The following is a 24,977-nucleotide window of genomic DNA, read 5'->3' on the forward strand; positions in this document are numbered from 1 at the left end:
CTCAGGGTTCGATACCGGGCGGGACATTAGACCAGGCGGGACCGAACGCAACACCGGAAAAGCCGTCGCCGGACGCGCACTCAAGCCATATTCCCGGGACATGCGTCGAGGCGCTATTTCAGTACATGAAATATCGCTGCGCCATCGGCAACACCTCCGCCGGCGCGCAGGTCAACAGCTCGCCCTCGGCGCGGACCTCATAGGTTTCCGGATCGACCTCGATATTGGGCGTGGCGTCATTGTGGATCATGCTCTTCTTGGAGATTTTTCCGCGGGTGTTCTGGACCGCATAGAGTTTCTTCTCGATGCCGAGCTTTCGCGCGAGGCCACCAGTCACCGCCGCCTTCGAGGTGAAGACGACCGAGGACGCGGTCCTCGCCTTGCCGAAGGCGCCGAACATCGGCTGGTAGTGCACCGGCTGCGGCGTCGGGATCGAGGCGTTGGGATCGCCCATGGGCGCCGCGACAATGGTGCCGCCCTTGACGATGCAGTCCGGCTTGACGCCGAAGAAGGCCGGCGACCACAGCACGAGATCGGCGAGCTTGCCCTTCTCTACCGAGCCGATCAGCTTCGACACGCCATGCGCGATCGCGGGGTTGATCGTGTATTTGGCGATGTAGCGCTTGACGCGGAAATTGTCGTTGTCCTTGCCCTTGTCCTGCGGCAGCGAGCCCCGCTGCTTCTTCATCTTGTCCGCGGTCTGCCAGGTCCGGATAATGACCTCGCCGAGGCGCCCCATGGCCTGCGAGTCCGACGACATCATCGAAAGCGCGCCGAGATCGTGCAGGATGTCTTCTGCGGCGATCGTCTCCTTGCGGATGCGGCTTTCGGCGAAGGCCAGGTCTTCCGCGATCGAAGGATCGAGGTGGTGGCACACCATCAGCATGTCCAGATGCTCGTCGATGGTGTTGCGCGTGAAGGGGCGCGTCGGATTGGTCGAGGACGGCAGCACGTTCTTCAGCCCGGCAACCTTGATGATGTCAGGCGCGTGGCCGCCGCCGGCGCCTTCGGTGTGGAAGGCGTGGATGGTGCGACCCTTGAACGCCTTGATCGTGTCCTCGACAAATCCGGATTCGTTCAGCGTGTCGGAATGCAGCATGACCTGAATGTCGTAGTCATCAGCCACCGACAGGCAGTTGTCGATCGCGGCCGGCGTCGTGCCCCAGTCCTCGTGCAGCTTCAGCGCACAGGCGCCGGCCTTGATCATCTCGACCAGCGCGGCGGGCCGCGAGGCGTTGCCCTTGCCGGAAATGCCGAGATTGACCGGGAAGGCGTCGAACGACTGAATCATCCGCCCAATGTGCCACGGCCCCGGCGTGCAGGTGGTGGCGAAGGTGCCGTGCGACGGGCCGGTGCCGCCACCCAGCATCGAGGTGACGCCACTCATCAGCGCGTGCTCGATCTGCTGCGGACAGATGAAATGGATGTGGCTGTCGAAGCCGCCGGCCGTGAGGATCTTGCCCTCACCCGCGATCACATCGGTGCCGGGCCCGATGACGATGGTGACGCCCGGCTGGATGTCCGGATTGCCGGCCTTGCCGATTGCCGAAATCATGCCGTCCTTGATCGCGACGTCGGCCTTCACGATGCCCCAGTGATCGACGATCAGCGCATTGGTGATGACGGTGTCGGCCGCGCCCTGCTTATTGGTGACCTGCGACTGCCCCATGCCGTCGCGGATCACCTTGCCGCCACCGAACTTCACCTCCTCGCCATGGGTGGTGAAATCCTTCTCGACCTCTATGATGAGGTCGGTGTCGGCGAGCCGCACCTTGTCGCCGGTGGTCGGGCCGAACATGTCGGCATAGACGGAACGCTTTATTTTGACGGACATCACAAGCCCCGTTTGCGATTGAACTGTTGGCTGCTCACAGCAAGGCCCTCGCTGCTTTCACGGCATCGTCGAATTTCGTATCGAGCCACGCATTGCCGCCGCGGCAACCCGCCACGACCCGCGTGGCCCAGTCGCTGTAGTCGGCGAGATCGTCGCGCTCTTCAGCGGTCGGATCGGTTTGAATGCGCGCGCCGATGTTGCTGATCTTGTCGGCTATCTTGATCAGCTTGGCGCCGGGGGATTTGTGCGGCGCGTCCTCGATCTGCTTCCGCCGCCGCTCCGCCTTCGGCAGGCTCATGTCGTCGGTGCATTCGACGACGAGGGACGCGACACGCTCGGAGAATGTCTGCGCGAGCTCCTCGCGCGTGGTGTCGGTATCCTCGATCGAATCGTGCAGCCAGCCGGCCGCGACCAGCTCGGCATCGGCACCATCGGTCGCGGTTGCAAGCAAGTTCGCGACCTCGGCGAGGTGATTGATATAGGGCTCGTTGCCCCGCCCCTTGCGCGCCATGCCGTTGTGGCGGCGCGCGGCGAGGTCGGCGGCTTCGGAGACGAGGCGGATTGGGGACAGCATGGCAAATACCTCCGTTTCCGCCTCAACGGTGCCGCGCCGTGCTCGTTCCTGTGGAGGTCACAGCTTCCCCATGACGCCGCCGCGGAAGCCGTAGATCGTCTTCTTGCCGGCGAGCGCGACGAGCTGGACCTCGCGGGTCTGGCCGGGCTCGAAACGGACGGCGGTGCCGGCGGCGATGTCGAGGCGCATGCCGCGCGATTTCTTGCGATCGAACTTCAGCGCGGGGTTGGTCTCGAAGAAATGGTAGTGCGAGCCGACCTGGATCGGCCGGTCGCCGCTGTTGGCGACCGTCAGCGTCACGGTCTTGCGGCCGGGATTGAGCTCGATCTCGCCGTCCTGGATGAAGAGTTCGCCGGGGATCATGCTCTCGCTCCTACCTGATCGGGTCGTGCACGGTGACGAGCTTGGTGCCGTCGGGAAAGGTGGCCTCGACCTGGATGTCGTGGATCATCTCGGGAATGCCCGGCATCACCTGGTCGCGGGTCAAGACCTGCGCGCCGGATTGCATCAGCTCGGCGACGGTGCGGCCGTCGCGCGCGCCTTCGAGGATGAAATCGGAGATGATCGCGATCGCCTCGGGATGGTTGAGCTTGACACCGCGGTCCAGCCGGCGGCGCGCCACGATCGCCGCCATCGAGACCAGAAGCTTGTCCTTTTCGCGGGGAGACAGGTTCATGCGAAATCTCTTCCGTTCAACACGTCAATTCAGCCAGTCATCAGTTCAGCCAGAGCCGCGGCAGGGCCGCGCCGGTGCGCGCCAGCACGGTCATCATGTCGGCGCGCAAACGCGCCGCATCTTGGGCACAGAACCGCGCGATTGCAAAGCCATTCCATGCCGAGATTCCGACCTCGCCGGAGAAGGACTCCGACGCCTCCCGGATGCGCTCGACCAGGGCCTCGTCAGCGGGCACGATCAGGGCCGTGCCGATCGCCGCACCGCCCTTTGCCACGGCCGATCGCGCGAGCTTGGCGCCGATATCACCGTCGAGCCGGACGGTTTCTGCGAACACCAGCCTGCCGCCGCGGCGCATTCGCCAGCGGTCGACGAACTCGCCCTGCTCCATCCGCTCGCCCATGGCGGTGCGGCCGAAGACTACGATCTCGCAGAGTAGGAGCGAGGCCGCCTCGTCGACCTCGATGTCGAAGCGGCGTTGCACGCGCGCGCGGTCGAACAGGATGGTCTCCTGCGGCAGCCAGCCAAGATGCGCGCCTGCGGCGGCCTTCAGGGAGATATTGAGCTGCGCCGCCGGCCCCGGCGCGCGATAAACCTTTTCGGCGGCCGCCGTGGTCAGCGTCAGCCGCGCGCGATCGCCTGCCGATATCTCGACATCGAAGCGATCGCCGCCGGCGACCCCGCCAGCGGTGTTGACGAACACGCCGGACAGGCCCTGATCTTCCGGCGAGGGAAACCGTACGCGGAGCGAACCGGACTCATGCAGGGCACCGCGCCGCGTCACGCCATCTCGCGCATGCACGTCGAAGCGCACCGCGCCACGGGCACGGTTGGCTTCGAATATCGTGGACGTGGCTGACAGTTCGCTGCGCATCCGTCTCCCCAGCCGGTCGCGGCAGGATTTTGCGGCTTACAGCGCCATCTGGCGGCTGATTTCGCTCGCGTCGAGATTGGAGCGGTCGCAGGTGAATTTCACCGCGCCGCGATCCATCACCGCGAAACTGTCGCCGAGTTCACAGGCAAAGTCGAGATATTGTTCGACCAGCACGATGGCGATGTTGCCGAGGTTGCGCAGGTACGAGATGGCGCGGCCGATGTCCTTGATGATCGAGGGCTGGATGCCTTCAGTCGGCTCGTCGAGCAAAAGCAGTTTTGGCCGCATCACCAGCGCGCGGCCGATCGCGAGCTGCTGCTGCTGGCCGCCCGAGAGGTCGCCGCCGCGCCGGCCGAGCATGGATTGCAGCACCGGAAACAGCGAGAACACGTCGTCCGGAATGTGCTTGTTCTCGCGCTTGAGCGGGCCGAAGCCGGTCTTGAGGTTCTCCTCGACCGTCAGCAGCGGAAAGATCTCGCGACCCTGCGGCACGAAGCCGATGCCCTTGCGCGCCCGCTCGTAGGGCTTGAGGCCGGTGATGTCGCTGCCGTCGAACACGATCGCGCCCGAGGAGATCGGATATTGCCCGACCATGGCGCGCAGCAGCGACGTCTTGCCGACGCCATTGCGCCCGAGCACGCAGGTCACCTTGCCGGGCTCGGCCGAGATCGAGACGCCGCGCAGCGCCTGCGCCGCGCCGTAGAACAGGTTGATGTCCTTGACCTCAAGCATCGCTCAGCGTCCCAGATAGACTTCGATGACCCGCTCGTTCGACGAAACCTGGTCGATGGTACCTTCCGCGAGCACCGTACCTTCGTGCAGGCAGGTGACCTTGACGCCGAGCTCGCGCACGAACGTCATGTCGTGCTCGACCACCATGACGGTGTGGGTCTTGTTGATCTCCTTGAGCAGTTCGGCGGTGAGATGCGTCTCGACGTCGGTCATCCCCGCGACGGGCTCGTCGACCAGCAGCAATTTCGGATCCTGCGCCAGCAGCATGCCGATCTCGAGCCACTGCTTCTGGCCGTGGCTGAGGCTGCCGGCGAGACGGTTGCGGGCCTCGGTGAGGCGGATCGTCTCCAGCACCTTGTCGATACGCTCGGACTCCGCCTTGCTGCCGCGCCAGAACAGCGTGCCGCGGACGGAGTGGTCGACATTGAGCGCGAGCAGGAGATTGTCCTGCACCGTCTGGCTCTCGAACACGGTCGGTTTCTGGAATTTGCGGCCGATGCCGAGCTCGGCGATACGGGTCTCGTCGAGCCGCGTCAGGTCGGTGACTCCGTCGAACAGCACGGTGCCCTCGTCCGGCTTGGTCTTGCCGGTGATGATGTCCATCATCGTGGTCTTGCCGGCGCCGTTCGGACCGATGATGGCGCGCATCTCGCCGGGGCCGAGCGTCAGCGACAGATTGTTGATGGCGTGGAAGCCGTCGAAGGAGACGTGCACGCCGTCCAGATAGAGCATCGCGGAGGTCGCGCGGGTGTCCATGACGTTCATGACCGCTTACTCCGCCATCTTGGGTTCGGTGACGCCGTCTTCGGCTGCGGCGCTCATCATGGTCGCGGCGGCGCGTTTCTCCTTCGACGAGGCCCACCAGGCATTGAAGGTGCCGACGATGCCCTTGGGCAGCAGCAGCGTCACCAGGATGAACAGCGCGCCCAGCATGAACAGCCAGTACGGCGCCAGCACGCCCGAGGTGAAGAACGTCTTGGCGTAGTTGACGACGACGGCGCCGAGCGCGGCGCCGACCAGCGTGCCACGGCCGCCGACCGCGACCCAGATCACCGCCTCGATCGAATTGCCCGGCGCGAATTCGGACGGATTGATGATGCCGACCTGCGGCACGTAGAGCGCGCCGGCGACGCCGGCCATGCAGGCCGAGACCGTGAACACGAACAGCTTGTAGGATTCGACGCGGTAGCCGAGGAACCGCGTGCGCGATTCCGCGTCACGCACGGCGATCAGCACCTTGCCGAGCTTGGAGGAGACGATCGCGCGGCAGATGAGGAAACCGACGATCAGGGCCAGGCAGCTCAGCGCGAACAGCGCCGCGCGGGTGCCTTCGGCCTGCACGTTGAAGCCCAAAATGTCCTTGAAGTCGGTCAGGCCGTTGTTGCCGCCGAAGCCGAAATCATTGCGGAAGAAGGCGAGCAGCAGCGCATAGGTCATCGCCTGGGTGATGATCGACAGATAAACGCCGGTGACGCGGGAGCGGAACGCGAGCCAGCCAAAGCAGAAGGCGAGCAGGCCGGGCACGACCAGCACCATCAGCGCGGCGAACCAGAACATGTCGAAGCCGTACCAGTACCAGGGCAGCTTCTGCCAGTTCAGGAACACCATGAAGTCCGGAAGGATCGGATTGCCGTAGACGCCGCGGGTGCCGATCTGCCGCATCAGGTACATGCCCATTGCGTAGCCACCGAGCGCGAAAAAGGCGCCGTGGCCGAGCGAGAGGATGCCGCAATAGCCCCAGATCAGGTCGATCGCGAGCGCCAGAATCGCGTAGCAGACATATTTGCCCCAGAGCGCGACGAGATAGGTCGGCACCTGCAGGAACGAGCCGGCAGGCAGCAGCAGGTTGGACAGCGGGATCAGCACGCCGAGCGCGGCGACAACGAGCAGGAAGATCGTCGCGCCACGGTCCAGCGATCGCGTCAGCATGTGAGGGGTCATGCTTCCACCGCACGGCCCTTGAGCGCGAACAGGCCGCGCGGGCGCTTTTGAATGAACAGGATGATGAGAACGAGGATCGCGATCTTGCCGAGCACGGCGCCGGCGACCGGCTCCAGGAACTTGTTGGCGATACCGAGCGTGAAGGCGCCCACGAGGGTCCCCCAGAGATTACCCACGCCGCCGAACACCACGACCATGAAACTGTCGATGATGTAGCTCTGGCCGAGATTGGGGCTGACATTGTCGATCTGCGACAGCGCCACGCCGGCGATGCCGGCAATACCCGAGCCGAGCCCGAAGGTGAGCGCGTCGACGCGCGAGGTGGCGATGCCCATCGAGGCCGCCATGCGACGGTTCTGCGTCACCGCGCGCATTTCGAGACCGAGCGCGGTGTAGCGCAACATCGCGAGCAGGATCGCGAAGACGGCCAGCGTGAAGCAGAGGATCCAGAGCCGGTTATAGGTGATGGTGATCTGGCCGAGCTCGAAAGCGCCGCTCATCCAGGAAGGATTGCCGACCTCGCGGTTGGTCGGGCCGAACATGGTGCGCACCGCCTGCTGCAGCACCAGCGACAGGCCCCAGGTGGCGAGCAGCGTCTCCAGCGGACGGCCATAGAGGAAGCGGATGATGCTGCGCTCGATCAAGACGCCGATCGCGCCCGCGACCAGAAAGGCGAGCGGCACGGCGATGAGCAGCGAATAGTCGAACAAGGCGGGATAGCGGGTACGGATCACCTCCTGCACCACGAACGTGGTGTAGGCGCCGATCATCACCATCTCGCCATGGGCCATGTTGATGACGCCCATCACGCCGAAGGTGATGGCAAGCCCGATCGCGGCGAGCAGCAGCACCGAGCCGAGCGACAGGCCGTACCAGGCGTTCTGCACCGTGGACCAGACCGCGAGCGAAGACTGGATCGAGCTGATTGCACTGGCTGCAGCCTTGGTCACCGAGGGCGGCTGGTCGCCCATGCCGGTGAGCAGCGCCATCGCCTCCTGGTCGCCGCGCGCCTTGAGGGTGGCGACGGCCTCGAGCTTCTCGACCTCCGTGGCATCGGACTTGAACAGCAGGATCGCCGCGCGGGCCTCGCCGAGCGCAGCCTTGACGGACTTGTTGGTTTCCTTGGTGAGCGCGGCATCGACCGCCTCGAGCGCGGTTTCCTCGTGCGACTTGAAGACGGATTGCGCGGCCTGCAGGCGCGTTCCGACATCCGGCGACTGCAACGTCAGGCTGCCGAGTGCGGCATCGACGCTGCGGCGCAGGCGGTTGTTGAGACGAACCGCACTCGCACTGTCGGGAACGCTGGCGACGGCCTCGCCGGTCGCGGCGTCGATCGACTTGCCGTCGGTGCCGGTGACGTAGACCTTCTTGTTGTCAGAATCGGCCATCAACCGGCCGTCCTGGAGCGCGCTGATAATGGGAAAAGCCAGCTTGTTGCCGCTGCTTGCGACCGCACCGATCGCCTCTTCCGTGTCGGAAAAATCGTCGTTGGCGAATTTGGCGACCGCATCCTCGAACGGACCCGCAAAGGCCGGCAGTGCGAACGCAATCAGAAGCAACGAGAGCAGCAGCGAACAGAGACGGGCGGGCAATTTGGCTGGCACTGTGAATGACCCCGGCAGAAATGGGTGGAGAAGGCGGCGGCATCGCCGCCTTCCCCCGATCGTGCAGTGGATGTCAGACCCGGATCAGGAGCCCGAGCCGAGGCACTTGTTCGTCTTGGTGTTGAAGTTGCCGCACTTCTTGCCGACCCAGTCGCCGATCAGGTCCTTGGAACCGTCGAGCTCCTTCGACCAGGCGTCGCCCGCCACGAGGCCCGGGGTCTTCCAGACCACGTCGAACTGGCCGTTGCCCTTGATCTCGCCGATGAACACGGGCTTGGTGATGTGGTGGTTCGGCAGCATCTTCGACACGCCGCCGGTCAGGTTCGGCGCCTCGATGCCGGGTAGCGCATCGATCACCTTGTCCGGATCGGTCGACTTCACCTTCTCGACCGCCTTCACCCACATGGCGAAGCCGATCACGTGCGCTTCCATCGGATCGTTGGTGACGCGCTTCGGATTCTTGGTGTAGGCCTGCCAATCCTTGATGAACTTCTCGTTCGACCCGTCCTTGGTCTTGATCGACTGGAAGTAGTTCCAGGCGGCGAGATGGCCGACCAGCGGCTTGGTGTCGATGCCGGCGAGTTCTTCCTCACCCACCGAGAACGCCACCACCGGGATGTCCTTCGCCTTGATGCCCTGGTTGCCGAGCTCCTTGTAGAACGGAACGTTGGCGTCGCCGTTGATGGTCGAGACCACCGCGGTCTTCTTGCCGGCCGAGCCGAACTTCTTGATGTCGGCCACGATCGTCTGCCAGTCGGAGTGACCGAACGGCGTGTAGTTGATCATGATGTCTTCCTGGGCGACACCCTTCGACTTCAGATAGGCTTCCAGGATCTTGTTGGTGGTGCGCGGATAGACGTAGTCGGTGCCCGCGAGCACCCAGCGCTTCACCTTCTCTTCCTTCATCAGATAGTCGACGGCGGGAATCGCCTGCTGGTTCGGCGCAGCACCCGTGTAGAACACGTTGCGCTCGCTCTCCTCGCCCTCGTACTGCACGGGGTAGAACAGGATGTTGTTGAGCTCCTTGAACACCGGGAGCACCGACTTGCGCGACACCGAGGTCCAGCAGCCGAACACGACCGAGACCTTGTCCTTGGTGATCAGCTCGCGCGCCTTCTCGGCGAACAACGGCCAGTTCGAGGCGGGATCGACCACGACGGCTTCGAGCTTCTTGCCGAGCACGCCGCCCTTCTTGTTCTGTTCGTCGATCAGGAAGAGGATGGTGTCCTTCAGCGTGGTCTCGCTGATGGCCATGGTGCCGGAGAGGGAGTGAAGCACGCCGACCTTGATGGTGTCGTCCGCGGCCTTGGCGCTGGTCAATGAGGCCAGACCGAGCATCAGTCCGGCGGTCGCGGCGAGCACGCCGCGGCGGCTAAATGACGCCGCTCTATCGCGAGTGGATTTGGTAAGCATTTGGTATCATCTCCCTGACGCAGACGTGAAAAGACGCTGCGAAACGGCCCCACGGCCGCCTGCGATTAATCGAATCGCAAGAACCATGCCATGGGCTGAACCCGCCGCGATATATTGATTTCGCTTCGGAATTCGGCAAAAATCAAAGTTTCGCCGCAGTCACAATGCTCAAAACTTAAGCGGACGAAATGTATGCTCATGGGGCATACAGCCCATTTTTTGACCAGAATGGTAATTCTGTCTAAATTTCCGGCACAATTATTTCTGCATTGCGACCTCGGTTTGAGGCGGACTTGCCTTGAAAGCGCCCCGTCGATGTTCCATATGAACGGCCGAGACCTCTTGCGAATCAAGGGGTCGTAGCGAGCCGCGTGTTCTTAAGCCCCCTCCGGGCCTCTGGCTTGCCCATATCATCCAAGCCATCCGACACCCCAAACACGCAGGTGTCTTCTCGACACCCTTTTGCGCGCGCCGCGCTGAATGCGCCGGGCGCCCGCTTTTCACATGGAAAGAACCCATCTTTTGACTTCGTTTCAGGACTTCGGCCTCGCCGAACCCATCGCGCGCGCTCTTCGTGAAGAGAATTACGTCACCCCAACCCCGATCCAGGCCCAGACCATCCCGCTGGCGCTGACCGGCCGCGACGTTATCGGCATCGCCCAGACCGGCACCGGTAAGACCGCCTCCTTCGCGCTGCCGATCCTGCACCGCCTGCTCGAAAACCGCATCAAGCCGCAGCCCAAGACCGCCCGCGTCCTGGTGCTGTCGCCGACCCGCGAGCTTTCGGGGCAGATCCTCGACAGCTTCAGCGCCTATGGCCGCCACATCCGGCTGTCCTCGACCCTCGCCATCGGCGGCGTTCCGATGGGCCGCCAAGTCCGGGCCCTGATGCAGGGCGTCGACGTGCTGGTCGCCACGCCCGGCCGCCTGCTCGACCTCGTGCAGAGCAACGGATTGAAGCTCTCGAGCGTTGAATTCCTGGTGCTCGACGAGGCCGACCGCATGCTCGACATGGGTTTCATCAACGACATCCGCAAAATCGTCGCCAAGCTGCCGATCAAGCGGCAGACGCTGTTCTTCTCGGCCACCATGCCGAAGGACATCGCCGAGCTCGCGGACTCCATGCTGCGCGATCCCGCCCGCGTCGCGGTGACCCCGGTCTCCTCGACCGCCGAGCGGATCAATCAACGCATCCTGCAGGTCGACTTCTCGGCCAAGCCCGGCTTCCTGACCAAGCTGCTGCAGGACGAGCCGATCAACCGTGCGCTTGTCTTCACCCGCACCAAACACGGTGCCGACAAGGTCGTGAAGACGCTCGAAAAGGCCGGCATCCCCGCCAGCGCCATCCATGGCAACAAGTCGCAGAACCATCGCGAGCGCACCCTGGCGCAGTTCCGCTCCGGTGAAATCCGCACCCTGATTGCCACCGACATCGCTGCCCGCGGCATCGACGTCGACGGCATCACCCACGTCATCAATTTCGACCTGCCCAACGTGCCCGAGACCTATGTCCACCGCATCGGCCGTACCGCACGCGCCGGGGCCGACGGCACCGCGATCTCGCTGGTCGCCGGCGGGGAGGAGCTCAGCTACCTCCGCGACATCGAGCGGCTGATCAAGGTGGCGCTGCCGCGCGAAGACCTCCGCACCGATGCCGGCCGCCGCGATGCGGGTCCTCCCGCGCCGCAGCAAAGACATGGCCGCGGAGGCCGCCCCGGCCAGCGTCCGCAAGGCGCACGGCACGGGGACGGACGTCGGGCCGACGAAAGGCACGGCGACGGACGTCACCATAGCGCCGGCAAGCAGGGCGACGGACGCCCCGGTGAAGGCCGCCACGGCGGCGAGGCGCGGCATGTCGACGGACGATTCCACGACGGCCAGAACGCCTCGAAGGGGTCCCGTCGCCGCCGCTCCGGCGCTAATAAGCTGGGACATTCGCAAACCGATCGGTCGGAACAGCGTCCCGCGCATAGCGCCGGCAGGCCTGATGGGATACAAGGCGTGGCCTTTCTGCGCCGTGAGAGTCGGCCGAACGGCCAATCGACCCGCAAACCCTATTCGCACTAGCCGTCCACGACCTGGAGATATCAATGGCTAAGGAAGAGCTGATCCAGTTCGAAGGACTGGTCACCGAAATCCTCCCCGATGCCCGCTACCGCGTGCAGCTCGACGCCGGACACGAGATCGTCGCCTACACCGCCGGCAAGATGAAGAAGAACCGTATCAAGACGCTCGCGGGCGACCGCGTGACGGTGGAGATGTCGCCCTACGACCTCGAGAAGGGCCGGCTGATTTTCCGCCACAAGGACGAGCGTCCCGCAACGCCGGGCGGACCGCCACGCGGTGGGCCGCAGCGCGGTGGCCAGTTCCGCCGCCGCTAAGCGCCGAAACGCCGATCCGCGCGCAAGCGTGGAAGTAAAATCCGACCTAAATGCTGATCTGCCGCGCTCACCGCGGCGGATCAAAAAATCGTGCACCTCACGATTGTTTTGAAGCCTAATTTCCAATAAAATGAATTAATCGATTTTCGGCCGGACGACATTGGCATCCACCGGTACAGCCGGTTCAGACACGCTGACGACCCTTCCAGAAATTCGATCTAACCCGTCCGCGCGAGCGGGCTTTTACATTGTTTATCTGAGAGGGAACTACCCCGTGAGCATGGGAACCGTGAAGTGGTTTAACGCGACCAAGGGCTTCGGCTTCATCCAGCCCGACGATGGCGGCAAGGACGTGTTCGTGCACATCAGCGCCGTCGAGCGCGCCGGCCTCGGCACGCTGCGCGAAGGCCAGAAGATCTCCTACGAGATCGTCGCCGATCGCCGGTCCGGCAAGTCGGCCGCCGACAACCTTCGCTCCGCCGGCTGAGCCCACGGACCTTCAGTCCGGATCGGCTCGAACGAGCAAGCGAAATCAACGATGGAAAAGGCCGTGCGCGACGCACGGCCTTTTCTCATGTTGGACGAGCGACGCCTCAGTAGGTCGTGCAGGCAACCACACTGATCCTGCCCAAGCACCTCGCCGATCTGACTGGCTAGTTGGTCTTGCTAGTTGGTCTTGCTAGTTGGTCTTGGCACCCGCGCTGGCGTTGCCGCTGGCATTGCTGCTCAGCGAACCGGCCTGGCCCATCGTGGTGCTGAAGTAGCTGTCGCTGTCGCCCAGCGTCACGCGGCGCTGGCAAAGCGGCAGGCAGCTGTAGGACTCGCGCTCAACCCCGCGATAGACGGTCACGACCCGGTCGCTCGGGCCTTCGACCTGGATCTGGCGATCGACCAGGATCTCGCCCGCCCGGTCGAGCGCGATGAAATTGGTGGCGCCGTAGCCCTTTCCGGTCACGACGATCATGCCGCCGGGCTGGAGCGTGACGTCGGCGATCAGGGGATTGCCGACCACGATGGTCGACACCTTGCCGGGCAGCCGGACCAGCTTGGCCTGGTCGACATTGACGGCGATGGTGTCGGCGGTGGATTCGGCAAGGCCGGCAGAAGGCCATGCCAGCGCCGTGGACGCAACCAGAAGACAGACGCGCGCATGGCGGCGCAGCAGTTGTTTACGCATACTCTTACCCCCGGGACGTCACAAACCGGCAGAAGGAGATACAGCGGAGCCGGTGCCCGACCTCGCTAACCTGCCTTCAATTCGTGAATGTTCCGCAAACTCGCCGACTATTGTTTGAACGGACTGACGATTTGCCGCTCGGATGCACCCTAAAGCGCGACGAGATTGGGATAAATCATCATCACGCTTTGGATTGTTGTTTACGCATGATCTTTCCGGAAAACCGCTTCGCACTTTTCCGGATCATGCTTTAGCGGCGGAACGGATAGGCAAGCTGCCCTCCGATCTCCTTCGGCATGGTCGCTTCGTCCTTGCCGTAGTCCTGTGGCAGTTTCCCCTCCGGCATGCGGAAGGTGCCGAACAGCACGTCCCAGATCGGGAACGTCCCGGCGAAATTGGTGTCGCCACCCTCTTCGAGCGGGGTGTGATGCCAGCGGTGGAATACCGGCGTCGCCAGCACGTATTTGAACGGCCCGAACGTCCAGTTCAGGTTGGCGTGCACGAATGCCGAATGGAACGTCGTGAACGGGGAAACCCAGATCATGACGTTCGGGGAGATGCCGGCCATCAGCAGCACGACATCGACCCCGATCGTGCCGAGCACGAGATTGACGGGATGGAAGCGGGCCGCCGAAATCCAGCTGATCTCCTCGGAGGAGTGATGGATCGCGTGGTACTTCCAGAACTCGCCGCCATGGAAGAGCCGGTGCAGCCAGTACAGCATGAAGTCCGACAGCACCAGGAACAGCGCGGCCTGAACCCAGAGCGGCAGTTGCGCCAGCGGGCCGTGGCCGTTGTCGTAGAAGGCGATGAGACCGTCGGCGTCGTGGATGTTGAAGAAGACGCCCGCCCCGACGATCAGGAGCCCGATTCGCATGGTCCGGGCGAATACGGGGACGAAGAACCAGTAGCAGATGTCGGTGACGATCTCCCGCTTGCGCCACCACGGCACGCCCGGATTGCAGGCCCAGAAATGCTCGAGCACCGTGAAGACCAGCGCGAGAACGAAGGTGACGGGGACCACCTTCGCGATGGTCTCGCCGAGCATCAGGGCGACTTGCATTGGCAGGCTCGACATCGTCGCCTCTCTTCCGAATTGCTGGTCTTCCTACGCCTACTCCGCGAAATTTAAGGGAGGGTGAAGCCTATCGACGCAGTTGCAGCGCGTCCGGAACGGGAGCGAGTTTCGACGGGTGCCTTAAGGCGAAATTCACTCTGGGCAAAAGCATCGCGCAGCGATCGGGTTTACGCGATCGAATTAACTCCACCGAAAGAGCTCGGCTCTCATGGTCATCGCGTCAACGACAGCGCCGAACGAGGCGATCCCACCCAAGACGGAGTTTGTTCATGAAGAACTTGATTGCACGTTTCGCCAAGGATGAATCCGGCGCCACCGCCATCGAATACGGCCTGATCGCCGCCGGCATCGCGCTGGCCATCATCACCGTCGTCAACAACCTCGGCAGCACGCTGAACACCAAGTTCGGCTCGATCAGCTCTTCGCTGAAGTAAGCGACCGACAAACGACGGCAAAGCCCCGGACCTCCGGGGCCTTTGTTTTTGCGAGTACGGCGAGTTCCAGTGGCGTTGCGCAAGTACAGAACCGATGCCTCGGTTGCGGCGAGCGAGGCGCAGGCGGCGCCGAACGGCTCGCCGGCCTATTGGGTGTGCCTTGCGCTGCTGCTCGCAACGATCGCGCTCGCCGCGCGCATCGCGAGCCTCTGGTGAGCATGACTCTGGCGGGCCATCGCCCGTCCAGGCCGCTGCTGCCGTTGTCGGTTTGTTTAGCACTGCCGGCTAGCATCGCGCGACGCCAGATCCCGCGACAACCCAGGCCTCAAGACGCAGCCCATGATCCTCGACCTTGCGCGCCTCCTGCTCTTCCCGGCCCTGATGGCGTTCGCCGCTGCGAGCGATCTCTTCACGATGACCATCTCGAACCGTGTGTCGCTGGCGCTGGTCGCAGGCTTCTTCGTGCTCGCCTTCGCCGGTGGCATGGCACCTTATGAGATGCTCACGCATGTCGGCGCCGGCGCGCTTCTGCTGGTCGTGGCCTTCACCTGCTTCGCGATGGGCTGGATCGGCGGCGGCGACGCCAAGGTCGCAGCCTCCGTCGCGCTCTGGTTCGGCTTCGCGCATCTGATGAACTTCCTGCTCTACGCCTCGCTCTTCGGCGGAGCGCTGACGCTGCTCCTGCTCCAGCTCCGGCAATGGCCGCTGCCCTACGGCCTCGCGGGCCAGGCCTGGCTTGCACGGCTGCACGCCAAGGAGAGCGGCATTCCCTACGGCATCGCGCTCGCGCTGAGTGCGCTGATGGTCTACCCGGAGACCGAATGGGTGAAGGCGATCGACCTCGCTCACCTCGCCCTGCGCTGAACGCCTCGGGTAAACCCGGCGTTAAGGCGATTTAGATACGCCTCATTAACCATGCTTTGACGAATAGCTGGTCAACTGCCGATTACGGCGGCGGCAGCGTCGCGGCGGCTTGTTGGAAAGTGAAGCGTATGAATAGGGCACGCATTGTCGTCCTGGCGGTCGCCATCTGCGCCGGCGGTGTCGCCGCGTACCTGGCGAGCGGCTCGGACAGTTCTGCGCCGCCTCCGCCGGCTCCGGTCGCGCAGCTTCCGACCGTCGACGTGCTGGTGGCCAAGAATGACATCGGCCTCGGCCAGACCGTCAAGCCTGAAGACGTGCAATGGCAGACCTGGCCAGCCGCGAGCGCCAGCGCCACCTTCATCCGCCGCAACGAGCGCCCGGAGGCCGCGACCCAGGTGACGGGCTCGATCGCGCGCGCCCCCTTCATCCAGGGTGAGCCGATCCGCGACCAGAAGCTGGTCAAGCCGGAGGGCTCCGGCTTCATGGCGGCAATCCTGCCCACCGGCATGCGCGCGATCTCGACCGAAATCTCGCCCGAGACCGGCGCAGGCGGCTTCATCCTGCCCAACGATCGCGTCGACGTGCTTCTGACCCGCCGCCTCAAGAACCCCGACCAAGGCAGCGGCGCCCCCGACATCGTCACCTCCGAGATCATCCTGGCCAACATTCGCGTCCTGGCCATCGACCAGGCGCCGAAGGAAAAGGACGGCCAGAACGCGGTGGTCGGCAAGACCGTCACCCTCGAGCTCAATCCCGCACAGACGGCGACGCTGTCCACCGCGCGGCAGAGCGGCACGCTGTCGCTGGCGCTGCGCAGCATCGTCGACGTCAAGATGAGCGAAATCACGCTCGATGATTCCGCACAGAAGCGCGATGGCGTTTCGATCATTCGCTACGGTATCCCGAGCGCGACGGCAAAGGCACGATGAGGGCAGTCGATATGAAATGCAGGGTTGATTTGCCGACGATGCGAACCACCGTGGTCCGCGCCCTGTCGTACTCGGCCGCCCTGGCGCTGGTGCTCAACTCGGCGCCGACCCCCGCGGTCGCCGCCGACTACCGCCCCGTGGCGCCGGCCGCCGCCGACAGCCAGATGAACGCGCGTTTCCTTTCGCTCGGCGTCGGGAAGTCGATCGTGATCGACCTGCCGCGCGACATCAAGGACGTGCTGGTCGCCGACCCCAAGATCGCCAACGCAGTGGTGCGCTCGGCGCAGCGCGCCTACATCATCGGCGCCTCGGTCGGCCAGACCAACATCGTGTTCTTCGATTCCGCCGGACAGCAGATCGCGGCCTACGACATCGCGGTCAAGCGCGACCTCAACGGCGTGCGCGCCGCATTGAAGCAGGTCCTGCCCAATTCCGACATCCAGATCGACGGGCTCGGCGAGGGTGTCGTGCTGAGCGGCAGCGTGGCGAGTCCAATGGAGGCGCAGCAGGCCAACGAACTCGCCGCGCGGCTCGCCGGCGGCGCCGACAAGGTGTTGAACTCGATCGTGGTCCGCGGCCGCGACCAGGTCATGCTGAAGGTGACGGTGGCCGAGGTCCAGCGCAACATCGTCAAGCAGCTCGGCATCGACCTCTCGGCGAACCTGAACTACGGCACCTCGGTGGTGAGCTTCACCAATTCCAACCCGTTCACCGCGCTCGGCCACAATCTCGTGGACGGCAACAACCTGACCACCAGGTTCGGCGCGACGCCCTCGGTGCAGGCCACCCTGCGCGCGATGGAGGCCGCCGGCGTGATCCGGACGCTGGCGGAGCCGAACCTGACCGCGATCTCCGGGGAGTCGGCGACCTTCATCGCGGGCGGCGAATTCCCGGTCCCCGCAGGCTATGCGTGCGATCCCACCACGCATGTCTGTACCACCCAGATCAGCTTCAAGAAGTTCGGCATCTCGCTCAACTTCACTCCGGTGGTTCTGACCGAAGGCAAGATCAGCCTGCGCGTGATGACCGAAGTCTCGGAGCTTTCGAACGAGAATTCGATCACGCTGTCGCAGGCCGTGACCTCGACGTCGGTGAACTCGGTGACGGTACCCTCGATCCGGACCCGCCGCGCCGAAACCTCGCTGGAAATTCCCTCCGGCGGAGCGATGGCGATGGCCGGCCTGATCCAGCAGCAGACCAAGCAGGCGGTGAGCGGACTGCCGGGCCTGATGCAGCTTCCGGTCCTTGGCACGCTGTTCCGCAGCCGCGACTTCGTCAACAACGCGACCGAGCTGGCCGTGATCGTGACGCCCTATGTCGTTCGCGCGGCGGCGCCGAAGGATCTGTCGCGGCCGGATGACGGCTTCGCCGCGCCTGCCGACCCGCAGGCCGAACTGATCGGCAACATCAACCGCATCTATGGCGTGCCCGGCCGGACCGAACCGACCCGGAACTACCGTGGCACCTACGGCTTCATCACCGACTGAGGCGGAACGGGGACTTCAAGATGATCACAAGACCACCCCAGCTTCGCAAACGCGCCATCGGCTTCGGTGGCGCGCTCGTCGGCATCGCGCTTGCGCTCGGCGGCTGCCAGCACGACGAGGTGACGACCGCCTCCATTCCCGACGACTACAAGCAGCGTCACCCGATCGCGGTCGAGGAGCAGAACCGCTCGATCGTCGTCTTCGTCGGCCACGCCCGCGGCGGGTTGACCGCCGCCCAGCGCGCCGACGTGATGGGCCTGGCATCGGCCTGGCTGCACGAAGGCACCGGCGCCATCCATATCGACGTGCCGTCCGGTACGCCGAATGCGCGCCCGGCCTCGGGGTCGATGCGTGAGATCCAGGCCCTGCTGACGGCCGCGGGCGTTCCCCCACGCGGCATCATCACCCGCTCCTACCAGCCGGAAGACAAGCGCTTCCTGCCGCCGATCCGGCTGACCTATTCCAGGATCGCAGCGGTCGCGGGTCCCTGCGGTCTGTGGCCGGAGGACATCGGCCCCTCGATGAAGAACAAGCGCTGGTTCGAGAACAAGGACTATTACAATTACGGCTGCGCCTATCAGCGCAACATGGCCGCCATGGTCGACAACCCGGCGGACCTCGAGCAGCCGCGTCCGGAAACGCCGTCCTACACGACGCGGCGCACTGCCTTCTTCGAGAAGTACCGCAAGGGAACTCCGACGGCAGTCATGTATCCTGAAGCCGAAAAGGCCAAACTCAGCGACACCGGCAGATGATCAGTTACGCTCGCCAGCCCCAAGAAGAGCAGCCGGAAGCATCGCTCCCGCCGGTCGAGGAGCATATTGCGCCAGCGCCGCGCGTTTCGGTCCAGGCTTTCTGCGAGACCGTGGAGACCGCTGCCGCGGTGCAATCGGCCGGCGAGGATCGCCGCCTCGGCAAGGCCCACCTCAAGATCCAGATGGGCGGCATGGCGGCCGCGATCGAAGCCTACCGCTCGGCGCCCACGCCGAACGTGATCGTGCTCGAGAGCGATGGCCGCAACGACCTCTTGGGCGGCCTCGACCAGCTCGCCACCGTCTGCGACGCCGGCACCCGCGTCGTGGTGATCGGCCGCATCAACGATGTCACGCTCTATCGCGAGCTGGTGCGTCGCGGCGTCAGCGACTACGTGCTCGCGCCGGTCGGCCCCATCGACGTCGTACGCTCGATCTGCAACCTGTTCTCCGCACCGGAAGCCAAGGCGGTCGGCCGCATCATCGCGGTGGTCGGCGCCAAGGGCGGCGTCGGCGCATCCACGATCTCCCACAACGTCGCCTGGGCGATCGCGCGCGATCTCGCCATGGACGCGGTGGTGGCCGATCTCGACCTCGCCTTCGGCACCGCCGGGCTCGACTACAATCAGGACCCGCCGCAGGGCATTGCCGACGCGGTGTTCTCGCCCGATCGCGTCGATACTGCCTTCATCGACCGCCTGCTGTCGAAATGCACCGACCACCTCAGCCTGCTGGCGGCGCCGGCGACGCTCGACCGGGTCTATGATTTCGGCACCGACGCCTTCGATGCCGTGTTCGACACGTTGCGCTCCACCATGCCGTGCATCGTGCTCGACATCCCGCACCAATGGTCGGGCTGGACCAAGCGCGCCCTGATCGGCGCCGACGACATCCTGATCGTGGCGGCGCCCGACCTCGCCAATCTGCGCAATACCAAGAACCTGTTCGATCTGCTGAAGGCCTCGCGCCCGAACGACCGGCCGCCGCTCTACTGCCTGAACCAGGTCGGCGTCCCCAAGCGGCCCGAAATAGCCGCCACCGAGTTCGCCAAGGCGATCGAGAGCCAGCCGGTCGTCTCGATCCCGTTCGAGCCGCAGATCTTCGGCTCGGCAGCCAACAACGGCCAGATGATCGCGGAGATCTCCGCCAACCACAAGTCGATCGAGATGTTCCTCCAGATCGCCCAGCGCCTGACCGGCCGCAGCGAGACGAAGAAACAAAAGTCGTCCTTGCTTTCACCCCTGATTGAGAAGTTGCGGGGAAAATAAGCCGCCGCATGGAGTCGTTAAGTGTTCGGTAAGCGTAGCGGAACAGACACCGACCTACGGGCCCCCAAGCCCGGCGCCGTGTCGCCAGAGCCTGTCGCGGCTCCGGCGCCGACGGTGTCGCGCGCCCCGCCCCCGCCGGCCGTCGCCTCGCCGCCGCTCGCCCCGATCAAAGCCCCGCCGCCGCCTCCCATGGAGAACCGGCGCTCTGACAATTATTACGAGGTCAAGGCGACCATCTTCGGCGCGCTGATCGAGGCGATCGACCTCGCCCAGCTCGCCAAGCTCGATTCTGAATCGGCCCGCGAGGAAATCCGCGACATCGTCAACGAGATCATCGCGATCAAGAACATCGTGATGTCGATCGCCGAGCAGGAGGAGCTGCTCGACGACATCTGCAACGACGTGCTCGGCTATGGTCCGCTGGAGCCGCTGCTGTCGCGCGACGACATCGCGGACATCATGGTCAACGGCGCCAACACGGTCTACATCGAGGTCGCCGGCAAGATCCAGCGTACCGGCATCCGCTTCCGCGACAACCAGCAGCTCCTCAACATCTGCCAGCGCATCGTCAGCCAGGTCGGCCGGCGCGTCGACGAATCATCGCCGATCTGCGACGCACGCCTCGCCGACGGCTCCCGCGTCAATGCGATCGTGCCGCCGCTGTCGATCGACGGGCCCGCGCTCACCATCCGCAAGTTCAAGAAAGACAAGCTGACGCTGGACCAGCTCGTCAAGTTCGGCGCGATCTCGCCGGAAGGCGCCGAGATCCTCCAGATCATCGGCCGCGTCCGCTGCAACGTACTGATCTCCGGCGGTACCGGTTCTGGCAAGACCACGCTGCTCAACTGCCTTACCAACTACATCGAGCACGACGAGCGCATCATCACCTGCGAGGACGCCGCCGAGCTCCAGCTGCAGCAGCCCCATGTGGTGCGCCTCGAGACCCGCCCGCCCAACATCGAGGGCGAGGGCCAGGTCACCATGCGCGAGCTGGTGCGCAACTGCCTGCGTATGCGTCCTGAACGGATCATCGTCGGCGAAGTCCGCGGACCCGAAGCGTTCGACCTGCTGCAGGCCATGAACACCGGCCATGACGGCTCGATGGGCACGCTGCACGCCAACAATCCGCGCGAGGCGCTCTCGCGCTGCGAATCCATGATCACGATGGGCGGCTTCTCCCTGCCCTCGCGCACCATCCGCGAGATGATCTGCGCCTCGATCGACGTCATCGTCCAGGCGGCGCGCCTGCGCGACGGTTCGCGCCGCATCACCCACATCACCGAGGTGATGGGCATGGAAGGCGACACCATCATCACCCAGGACATCTTCGTCTACGACCTGATCGGCGAGGACGCCAACGGCAAGATCATCGGCCGGCACCGCTCGACCGGCATCGGCCGTCCGAGGTTCTGGGAACGCGCCCGCTATTACGGCGACGAGAAGCGCCTTGCCGCCGCGCTGGACGCTGCGGAAGTGGCGCCGACGAAATGAGCGGGTCAGCGACGCCATGAACATGCAGGTCCTCGCCCTCGCCTTCCTCGCCACCGCCGCCGTAGGCGGCATCGCCTGGGTCTTCCTCTATCCGCTGCTATCGGGAGAACGGCAGGCGGAGAACCGGCGCGCCTCGATCGCGCGCGCCGACGCGCCGGCGACCAAGCAGGCCGAAAAGAGCCAGCGATCGCGCCGCGAGCAGGTCGAGAACTCGCTCAAGGATCTCGAAGCACGGCGTCAGCAGGAAAAGAGCGTTCCGCTCAGCGTCCGCCTGTCCCAGGCAGGGCTGGACTGGACACCGCAGAAATTCTGGATCGTGTCCGCCGTCGTGGCGGGCGTGCTGTTCACGGCCGCCATGTTCGTCGGCGGCGGCCTGCTCGGCGCCGCCGGCCTTGCCTTTGCCGGCGGCCTCGGCCTGCCGCGCTGGGCACTCGGCTTCCTGAAGAAGCGTCGAGAAGGCAAATTCCTGCAGGCGCTGCCCGACGCCGTCGACGTGATCGTCCGCGGCATCAAGGCGGGCCTGCCGCTGTTCGAATCGATCAAGGTCGTCGCCGCCGATTCGCCCGAGCCGCTGCGCAGCGAGTTCCTGGCGATCATCGAGACGCAGGCGATCGGCATGCCGCTCGGCGAAGCCTGCTCGCGCCTCTACGAACGCATGCCGCTGCCGGAAGCCAATTTCTTCGGGATCGTCATCTCGATCCAGCAGAAGTCGGGCGGCAATCTCTCCGAAGCGCTCGGCAACCTCTCGAAGGTGCTGCGCGACCGCAAGAAGATGAAGGAAAAGATCCAGGCGATGTCGATGGAAGCCAAGGCCTCTGCCGGCATCATCGGCTCGCTGCCGCCGATCGTGATGTTCCTCGTCTATCTCACGACGCCGCACTACATCTCGCTGCTGTGGACCCATCCTACCGGCCAGCTCATGCTGGTCGGCTGCGTCATCTGGATGTCGATCGGCGTCATGGTGATGAAGAAGATGATCAACTTCGATTTCTGACGGTGGCGCATGGTCGAATTTCTCGTTTCGAAACTTCATGACGTCCGCTTCATGACCATGCTGCTGGCGGCCATCGCCGCCAGCGCCACCGTCTATACGCTGGTGATGCCGCTGTTTGCCGGTGAAGGCCTCTCCAAGCGCATGAAGGCGGTCGCAAGCGAACGCGAACGCATCCGGCAGCGCGAGCGCGACCGCCTCAACAAGAACGAGAAGGTCTCGCTGCGCCAGACGCCGAAGCAGATCGTCTCCAAGGTCGTCGAGGACTTCAATCTCACCAAATGGCTCGCGCAGGAAGCCGCCCGCGACAAGCTCATCATGGCGGGCTACCGCGGCCAGGCGCCCTACATCACCTTCCTGTTTGCGCGCATGGTCGCTCCGCTCGTGCTGTTCATGGGCTCGATCCTGTACGTGTTCCTGATCGCGCACATGGACAAGCCGCTGCCGGTCAAGATCGGTATCTGCATCAGTGCCGCCTATGCCGGCCTGCAGGCGCCGATGCTGTTCCTCAAGAACGCCATCTCCAAGCGCCAGCTCTCGATCAGGCGCGCCTTTCCCGACGCGCTGGACCTGCTGCTGATCTGCATCGAATCCGGCATGTCGGTCGAAATGGCGTTCCGGAAGGTCGCCGCCGAGATCGTCGGCCAGTCGATCGCGCTGTCGGAAGAGTTCGCGCTGACCACCGCCGAACTGTCCTATTTGCAGGACCGCAAGGTGGCCTACGAGAACCTGGCGCGGCGCACCGGGCTCGAGGGCGTCAAATCGGTGTGTCTGGCGCTTCAGCAGGCGGAACGTTACGGCACTCCGCTCGGGCACTCGCTGCGCGTCATGGCGCAGGAAAACCGCGACATGCGCATGAACGAGGCCGAGAAGAAGGCCGCGGCGCTGCCGCCGAAGCTGACGGTGCCGATGATCCTGTTCTTCCTGCCGGTGCTGTTCGTCGTCATTCTCGGGCCAACCGGCATCAAGATCTCCGAGCTGCAATGACGCGAAAGGCGGACCGCGCGCGGTCCGCGTTCCGTGAAGTCAGGCCAAGGCGATCAGGGACGATCAGTCGGACTGGCTGAGCGAGGCGACCGGGGTCCGCTTCGGCGCGCCGCGCTGGCCCTCGCTGCGGTTCAGCATGTCCTTGAGATAAGCGACGTTGGCGGCGGCCTGGTCCGGCGGCAGGTCCGCCTTCACGATGGTCTCGGCCTCGGCGAAGCGGCCCTGGAGACCGACGACCAGACCGAGATTCTGCCGCACCCGACTGCTGGCCCGCGGCGACGCATAGGCCTGCCGCAGTGCTTCCTCGGCCTTGGGCAGATCCCTCGACAGCATGTAGGACAGGCCGAGATTGGAGAGCACGCCGGGGTCGCCCGGTGCGATCTTGAGCGCGCTCGCATAATAGGAACGCGCCTCCTCGTGACGGCCCATCTGATCGAGCGCCGTGCCCTGCACCGAGAGCAGGCGCCAGTCCGGATTGTCGGGCGAATGCGCCTTCGACAGCACGTCGAAGGCCTGCTGGAAATTGCCGTTGTCGGCGAGCGCACGGCCGTATTGGGCGAGCAGCGGCTTGTTGCCGGGATTGGCGATGGTCGCCTGCTCGAGCACGGCGGCGGCCTGGGCGCGCTGGCCGTTGGCGCGCAGGGCCTGGCCATAGCCGAGCGCGGCTTCGGCGTCCTTGGGATTGGCACGGTAGCGCTCGCCATAGACTTCGATGGCGCGCGCGGGATCGGTGGGCGCTGCCTCCGCGCGCGACCCGCTCGACCCGATCGAGCCGGTGACGTCGGAGAGCTTTGACATTGCCGTGCAGCCGCCGAGGCTGACCGCCACCATCGCGACGAGCGAGGCAGACGCAAGAAGCCGGGCAGGACTGAACCGTTGACGCATGACGCTTTGACTCTCGAGCGGATGGATCGAGCCGAACGCGCCAGCAATAGACTGTTAACCCTAATGCCCGGTTAACGCCGCCCGGGCAGGGATTACTCGGCTGCATACCTGCGCTCGATGCGTGCAGAAACACACGGTACAATCTAAAATGCTGGCCAATAACTCCACAACCGAAGCGCTAGTAAAGCCCTGCGAGCGCGCTCTCATGAGCGGCAGTTCTCAACGTGGATACGAGAGCTGCCGCACCGCGTTCGTTTCGTCCGATCAATATTCGATGGCAAGCCGCTTGCGGATTTCGTCGACGCGCTTGTCGAGGGCATCGAAGCGTGCGTGGACGGAGCGATCGTGAAGATAAAAGACGTAGCCGCCGGCAAGAAAGGCAAAGATCCAATGATGATGCTCGACATAGCCAAAGATCGCCTCGACGGCCTGGCCGATGAATGTGACCACGCTCCACAGAAATTCCATTGCATTTCCTCCCGGCAGGGCTCGCCTTCGGCTGCCGGCGATCTCCGTACACCTGGCAGCCATTGCCGGAACCTAGCATGGCCCACCTGCTGCGAGTAGCGGCTCACCGAGCGGTGACGGCAAAGCCGATTGCGGCCATG

Annotated in this window: 27 protein-coding genes; 13 read left to right on the plus strand and 14 right to left on the minus strand. The window is 64.5% G+C overall.

Annotated features, from left to right (window positions below):
- Positions 1–118: 118 nt before the first annotated feature.
- The 10 genes from ureC to urtA all read right to left on the minus strand — a co-directional run bounded on the left by ureC (position 119) and on the right by urtA (position 9,645).
- Positions 119–1,834 carry an urease subunit alpha gene (gene ureC / locus ACNJYB_RS32400; protein WP_439370566.1) on the minus strand — a complete coding sequence of 572 codons (1,716 nt, stop codon included), beginning with the start codon at positions 1,832–1,834 and terminating at the stop codon, positions 119–121.
- 34 nt (positions 1,835–1,868) lie between these two features.
- Positions 1,869–2,408: an HD domain-containing protein gene (locus tag ACNJYB_RS32405; RefSeq protein ID WP_439370567.1), complete on the minus strand. Its 540-nt coding sequence runs from the start codon at positions 2,406–2,408 to the stop codon at positions 1,869–1,871.
- A gap of 57 nt (positions 2,409–2,465) precedes the next feature.
- Positions 2,466–2,771, minus strand: coding sequence for an urease subunit beta (locus ACNJYB_RS32410; RefSeq protein ID WP_439370568.1), 306 nt, complete (start codon positions 2,769–2,771; stop codon positions 2,466–2,468).
- Between the two features lie 10 nt (positions 2,772–2,781).
- On the minus strand, positions 2,782–3,084 hold the full coding sequence (locus ACNJYB_RS32415) for an urease subunit gamma (RefSeq protein WP_439370569.1): 303 nt from the start codon (positions 3,082–3,084) through the stop codon (positions 2,782–2,784).
- A gap of 40 nt (positions 3,085–3,124) precedes the next feature.
- Entirely contained in the window at positions 3,125–3,955 is an 831-nt protein-coding gene (locus ACNJYB_RS32420) for an urease accessory protein UreD (RefSeq protein ID WP_439370570.1), read from the minus strand.
- A 36-nt stretch (positions 3,956–3,991) separates the two neighbouring features.
- A complete protein-coding gene (gene urtE / locus ACNJYB_RS32425) occupies positions 3,992–4,687 on the minus strand; it encodes an urea ABC transporter ATP-binding subunit UrtE (protein WP_439370571.1) in 696 nt (231 codons plus the stop codon).
- A 3-nt stretch (positions 4,688–4,690) separates the two neighbouring features.
- Positions 4,691–5,452 carry an urea ABC transporter ATP-binding protein UrtD gene (gene urtD / locus ACNJYB_RS32430; RefSeq protein ID WP_439370572.1) on the minus strand — a complete coding sequence of 254 codons (762 nt, stop codon included), beginning with the start codon at positions 5,450–5,452 and terminating at the stop codon, positions 4,691–4,693.
- Positions 5,453–5,458: 6 nt separating this feature from the next.
- Positions 5,459–6,628 carry an urea ABC transporter permease subunit UrtC gene (urtC, locus tag ACNJYB_RS32435; protein WP_439370573.1) on the minus strand — a complete coding sequence of 390 codons (1,170 nt, stop codon included), beginning with the start codon at positions 6,626–6,628 and terminating at the stop codon, positions 5,459–5,461.
- The gene (urtB, locus tag ACNJYB_RS32440; protein ID WP_439370574.1) at positions 6,625–8,232 is read right to left on the minus strand and encodes an urea ABC transporter permease subunit UrtB; all 1,608 of its coding nucleotides are present in this window, start codon (positions 8,230–8,232) and stop codon (positions 6,625–6,627) included. The genes urtC and urtB overlap by 4 nt, the downstream gene beginning before the upstream one ends.
- An 84-nt stretch (positions 8,233–8,316) precedes the next feature.
- Positions 8,317–9,645, minus strand: coding sequence for an urea ABC transporter substrate-binding protein (gene urtA, locus ACNJYB_RS32445; RefSeq protein WP_439370575.1), 1,329 nt, complete (start codon positions 9,643–9,645; stop codon positions 8,317–8,319).
- A 480-nt stretch (positions 9,646–10,125) separates the two neighbouring features.
- Between urtA and ACNJYB_RS32450 the strand changes: the two genes are divergently transcribed.
- The 3 genes from ACNJYB_RS32450 to ACNJYB_RS32460 all read left to right on the plus strand — a co-directional run bounded on the left by ACNJYB_RS32450 (position 10,126) and on the right by ACNJYB_RS32460 (position 12,513).
- Positions 10,126–11,712, plus strand: a complete 1,587-nt coding sequence (locus ACNJYB_RS32450; RefSeq protein ID WP_439370576.1) for a DEAD/DEAH box helicase — start codon at positions 10,126–10,128, stop codon at positions 11,710–11,712.
- Between the two features lie 23 nt (positions 11,713–11,735).
- Positions 11,736–12,026, plus strand: a complete 291-nt coding sequence (infA, locus tag ACNJYB_RS32455; RefSeq protein WP_439370577.1) for a translation initiation factor IF-1 — start codon at positions 11,736–11,738, stop codon at positions 12,024–12,026.
- Positions 12,027–12,300: 274 nt separating this feature from the next.
- Positions 12,301–12,513, plus strand: a complete 213-nt coding sequence (locus ACNJYB_RS32460) for a cold-shock protein (RefSeq protein ID WP_011084262.1) — start codon at positions 12,301–12,303, stop codon at positions 12,511–12,513.
- A gap of 192 nt (positions 12,514–12,705) precedes the next feature.
- Here ACNJYB_RS32460 and ACNJYB_RS32465 read toward each other — a convergent pair whose 3' ends face one another.
- Both ACNJYB_RS32465 and ACNJYB_RS32470 read right to left on the minus strand, forming a co-directional pair.
- A complete protein-coding gene (locus tag ACNJYB_RS32465) occupies positions 12,706–13,203 on the minus strand; it encodes a pilus assembly protein N-terminal domain-containing protein (protein ID WP_439370578.1) in 498 nt (165 codons plus the stop codon).
- Positions 13,204–13,453: 250 nt separating this feature from the next.
- Positions 13,454–14,281 (minus strand): sterol desaturase family protein, encoded by an 828-nt coding sequence (locus ACNJYB_RS32470; RefSeq protein ID WP_439370579.1) that lies wholly within the window; start codon positions 14,279–14,281, stop codon positions 13,454–13,456.
- 269 nt (positions 14,282–14,550) lie between these two features.
- Here ACNJYB_RS32470 and ACNJYB_RS32475 point away from each other — a divergent pair, with 269 nt between their 5' ends.
- The 10 genes from ACNJYB_RS32475 to ACNJYB_RS32520 all read left to right on the plus strand — a co-directional run bounded on the left by ACNJYB_RS32475 (position 14,551) and on the right by ACNJYB_RS32520 (position 23,484).
- Positions 14,551–14,715 carry a Flp family type IVb pilin gene (locus ACNJYB_RS32475; RefSeq protein ID WP_018646598.1) on the plus strand — a complete coding sequence of 55 codons (165 nt, stop codon included), beginning with the start codon at positions 14,551–14,553 and terminating at the stop codon, positions 14,713–14,715.
- A 69-nt stretch (positions 14,716–14,784) separates the two neighbouring features.
- A complete protein-coding gene (locus ACNJYB_RS32480; protein WP_439370580.1) occupies positions 14,785–14,931 on the plus strand; it encodes a hypothetical protein in 147 nt (48 codons plus the stop codon).
- 123 nt (positions 14,932–15,054) lie between these two features.
- A complete protein-coding gene (locus tag ACNJYB_RS32485; RefSeq protein ID WP_439370581.1) occupies positions 15,055–15,579 on the plus strand; it encodes an A24 family peptidase in 525 nt (174 codons plus the stop codon).
- Positions 15,580–15,707: 128 nt separating this feature from the next.
- Positions 15,708–16,508, plus strand: coding sequence for a Flp pilus assembly protein CpaB (gene cpaB, locus ACNJYB_RS32490; protein ID WP_439370582.1), 801 nt, complete (start codon positions 15,708–15,710; stop codon positions 16,506–16,508).
- An 11-nt stretch (positions 16,509–16,519) separates the two neighbouring features.
- Positions 16,520–17,995 (plus strand): type II and III secretion system protein family protein, encoded by a 1,476-nt coding sequence (locus ACNJYB_RS32495; RefSeq protein ID WP_439370583.1) that lies wholly within the window; start codon positions 16,520–16,522, stop codon positions 17,993–17,995.
- A 20-nt stretch (positions 17,996–18,015) separates the two neighbouring features.
- On the plus strand, positions 18,016–18,750 hold the full coding sequence (locus ACNJYB_RS32500; RefSeq protein WP_439370584.1) for a CpaD family pilus assembly protein: 735 nt from the start codon (positions 18,016–18,018) through the stop codon (positions 18,748–18,750).
- Entirely contained in the window at positions 18,747–20,015 is a 1,269-nt protein-coding gene (locus tag ACNJYB_RS32505) for an AAA family ATPase (RefSeq protein WP_439370585.1), read from the plus strand. The genes ACNJYB_RS32500 and ACNJYB_RS32505 overlap by 4 nt, the downstream gene beginning before the upstream one ends.
- A gap of 21 nt (positions 20,016–20,036) precedes the next feature.
- Positions 20,037–21,506, plus strand: a complete 1,470-nt coding sequence (locus tag ACNJYB_RS32510; protein WP_439370586.1) for a CpaF family protein — start codon at positions 20,037–20,039, stop codon at positions 21,504–21,506.
- Between the two features lie 16 nt (positions 21,507–21,522).
- Positions 21,523–22,500 carry a type II secretion system F family protein gene (locus ACNJYB_RS32515; protein ID WP_439370587.1) on the plus strand — a complete coding sequence of 326 codons (978 nt, stop codon included), beginning with the start codon at positions 21,523–21,525 and terminating at the stop codon, positions 22,498–22,500.
- Between the two features lie 9 nt (positions 22,501–22,509).
- Positions 22,510–23,484, plus strand: coding sequence for a type II secretion system F family protein (locus ACNJYB_RS32520; protein WP_439370588.1), 975 nt, complete (start codon positions 22,510–22,512; stop codon positions 23,482–23,484).
- 63 nt (positions 23,485–23,547) lie between these two features.
- Here ACNJYB_RS32520 and ACNJYB_RS32525 read toward each other — a convergent pair whose 3' ends face one another.
- Both ACNJYB_RS32525 and ACNJYB_RS32530 read right to left on the minus strand, forming a co-directional pair.
- Positions 23,548–24,369 (minus strand): tetratricopeptide repeat protein, encoded by an 822-nt coding sequence (locus tag ACNJYB_RS32525; RefSeq protein WP_439370589.1) that lies wholly within the window; start codon positions 24,367–24,369, stop codon positions 23,548–23,550.
- Between the two features lie 264 nt (positions 24,370–24,633).
- Complete coding sequence (locus tag ACNJYB_RS32530; protein ID WP_018646585.1) at positions 24,634–24,837, minus strand: hypothetical protein; 204 nt, start codon at positions 24,835–24,837, stop codon at positions 24,634–24,636.
- Between the last annotated feature and the right edge of the window lie 140 nt (positions 24,838–24,977).

Origin of the sequence: Bradyrhizobium sp. SMVTL-02, from assembly GCF_051853005.1 — a bacterium.
Taxonomy (GTDB): domain Bacteria; phylum Pseudomonadota; class Alphaproteobacteria; order Rhizobiales; family Xanthobacteraceae; genus Bradyrhizobium.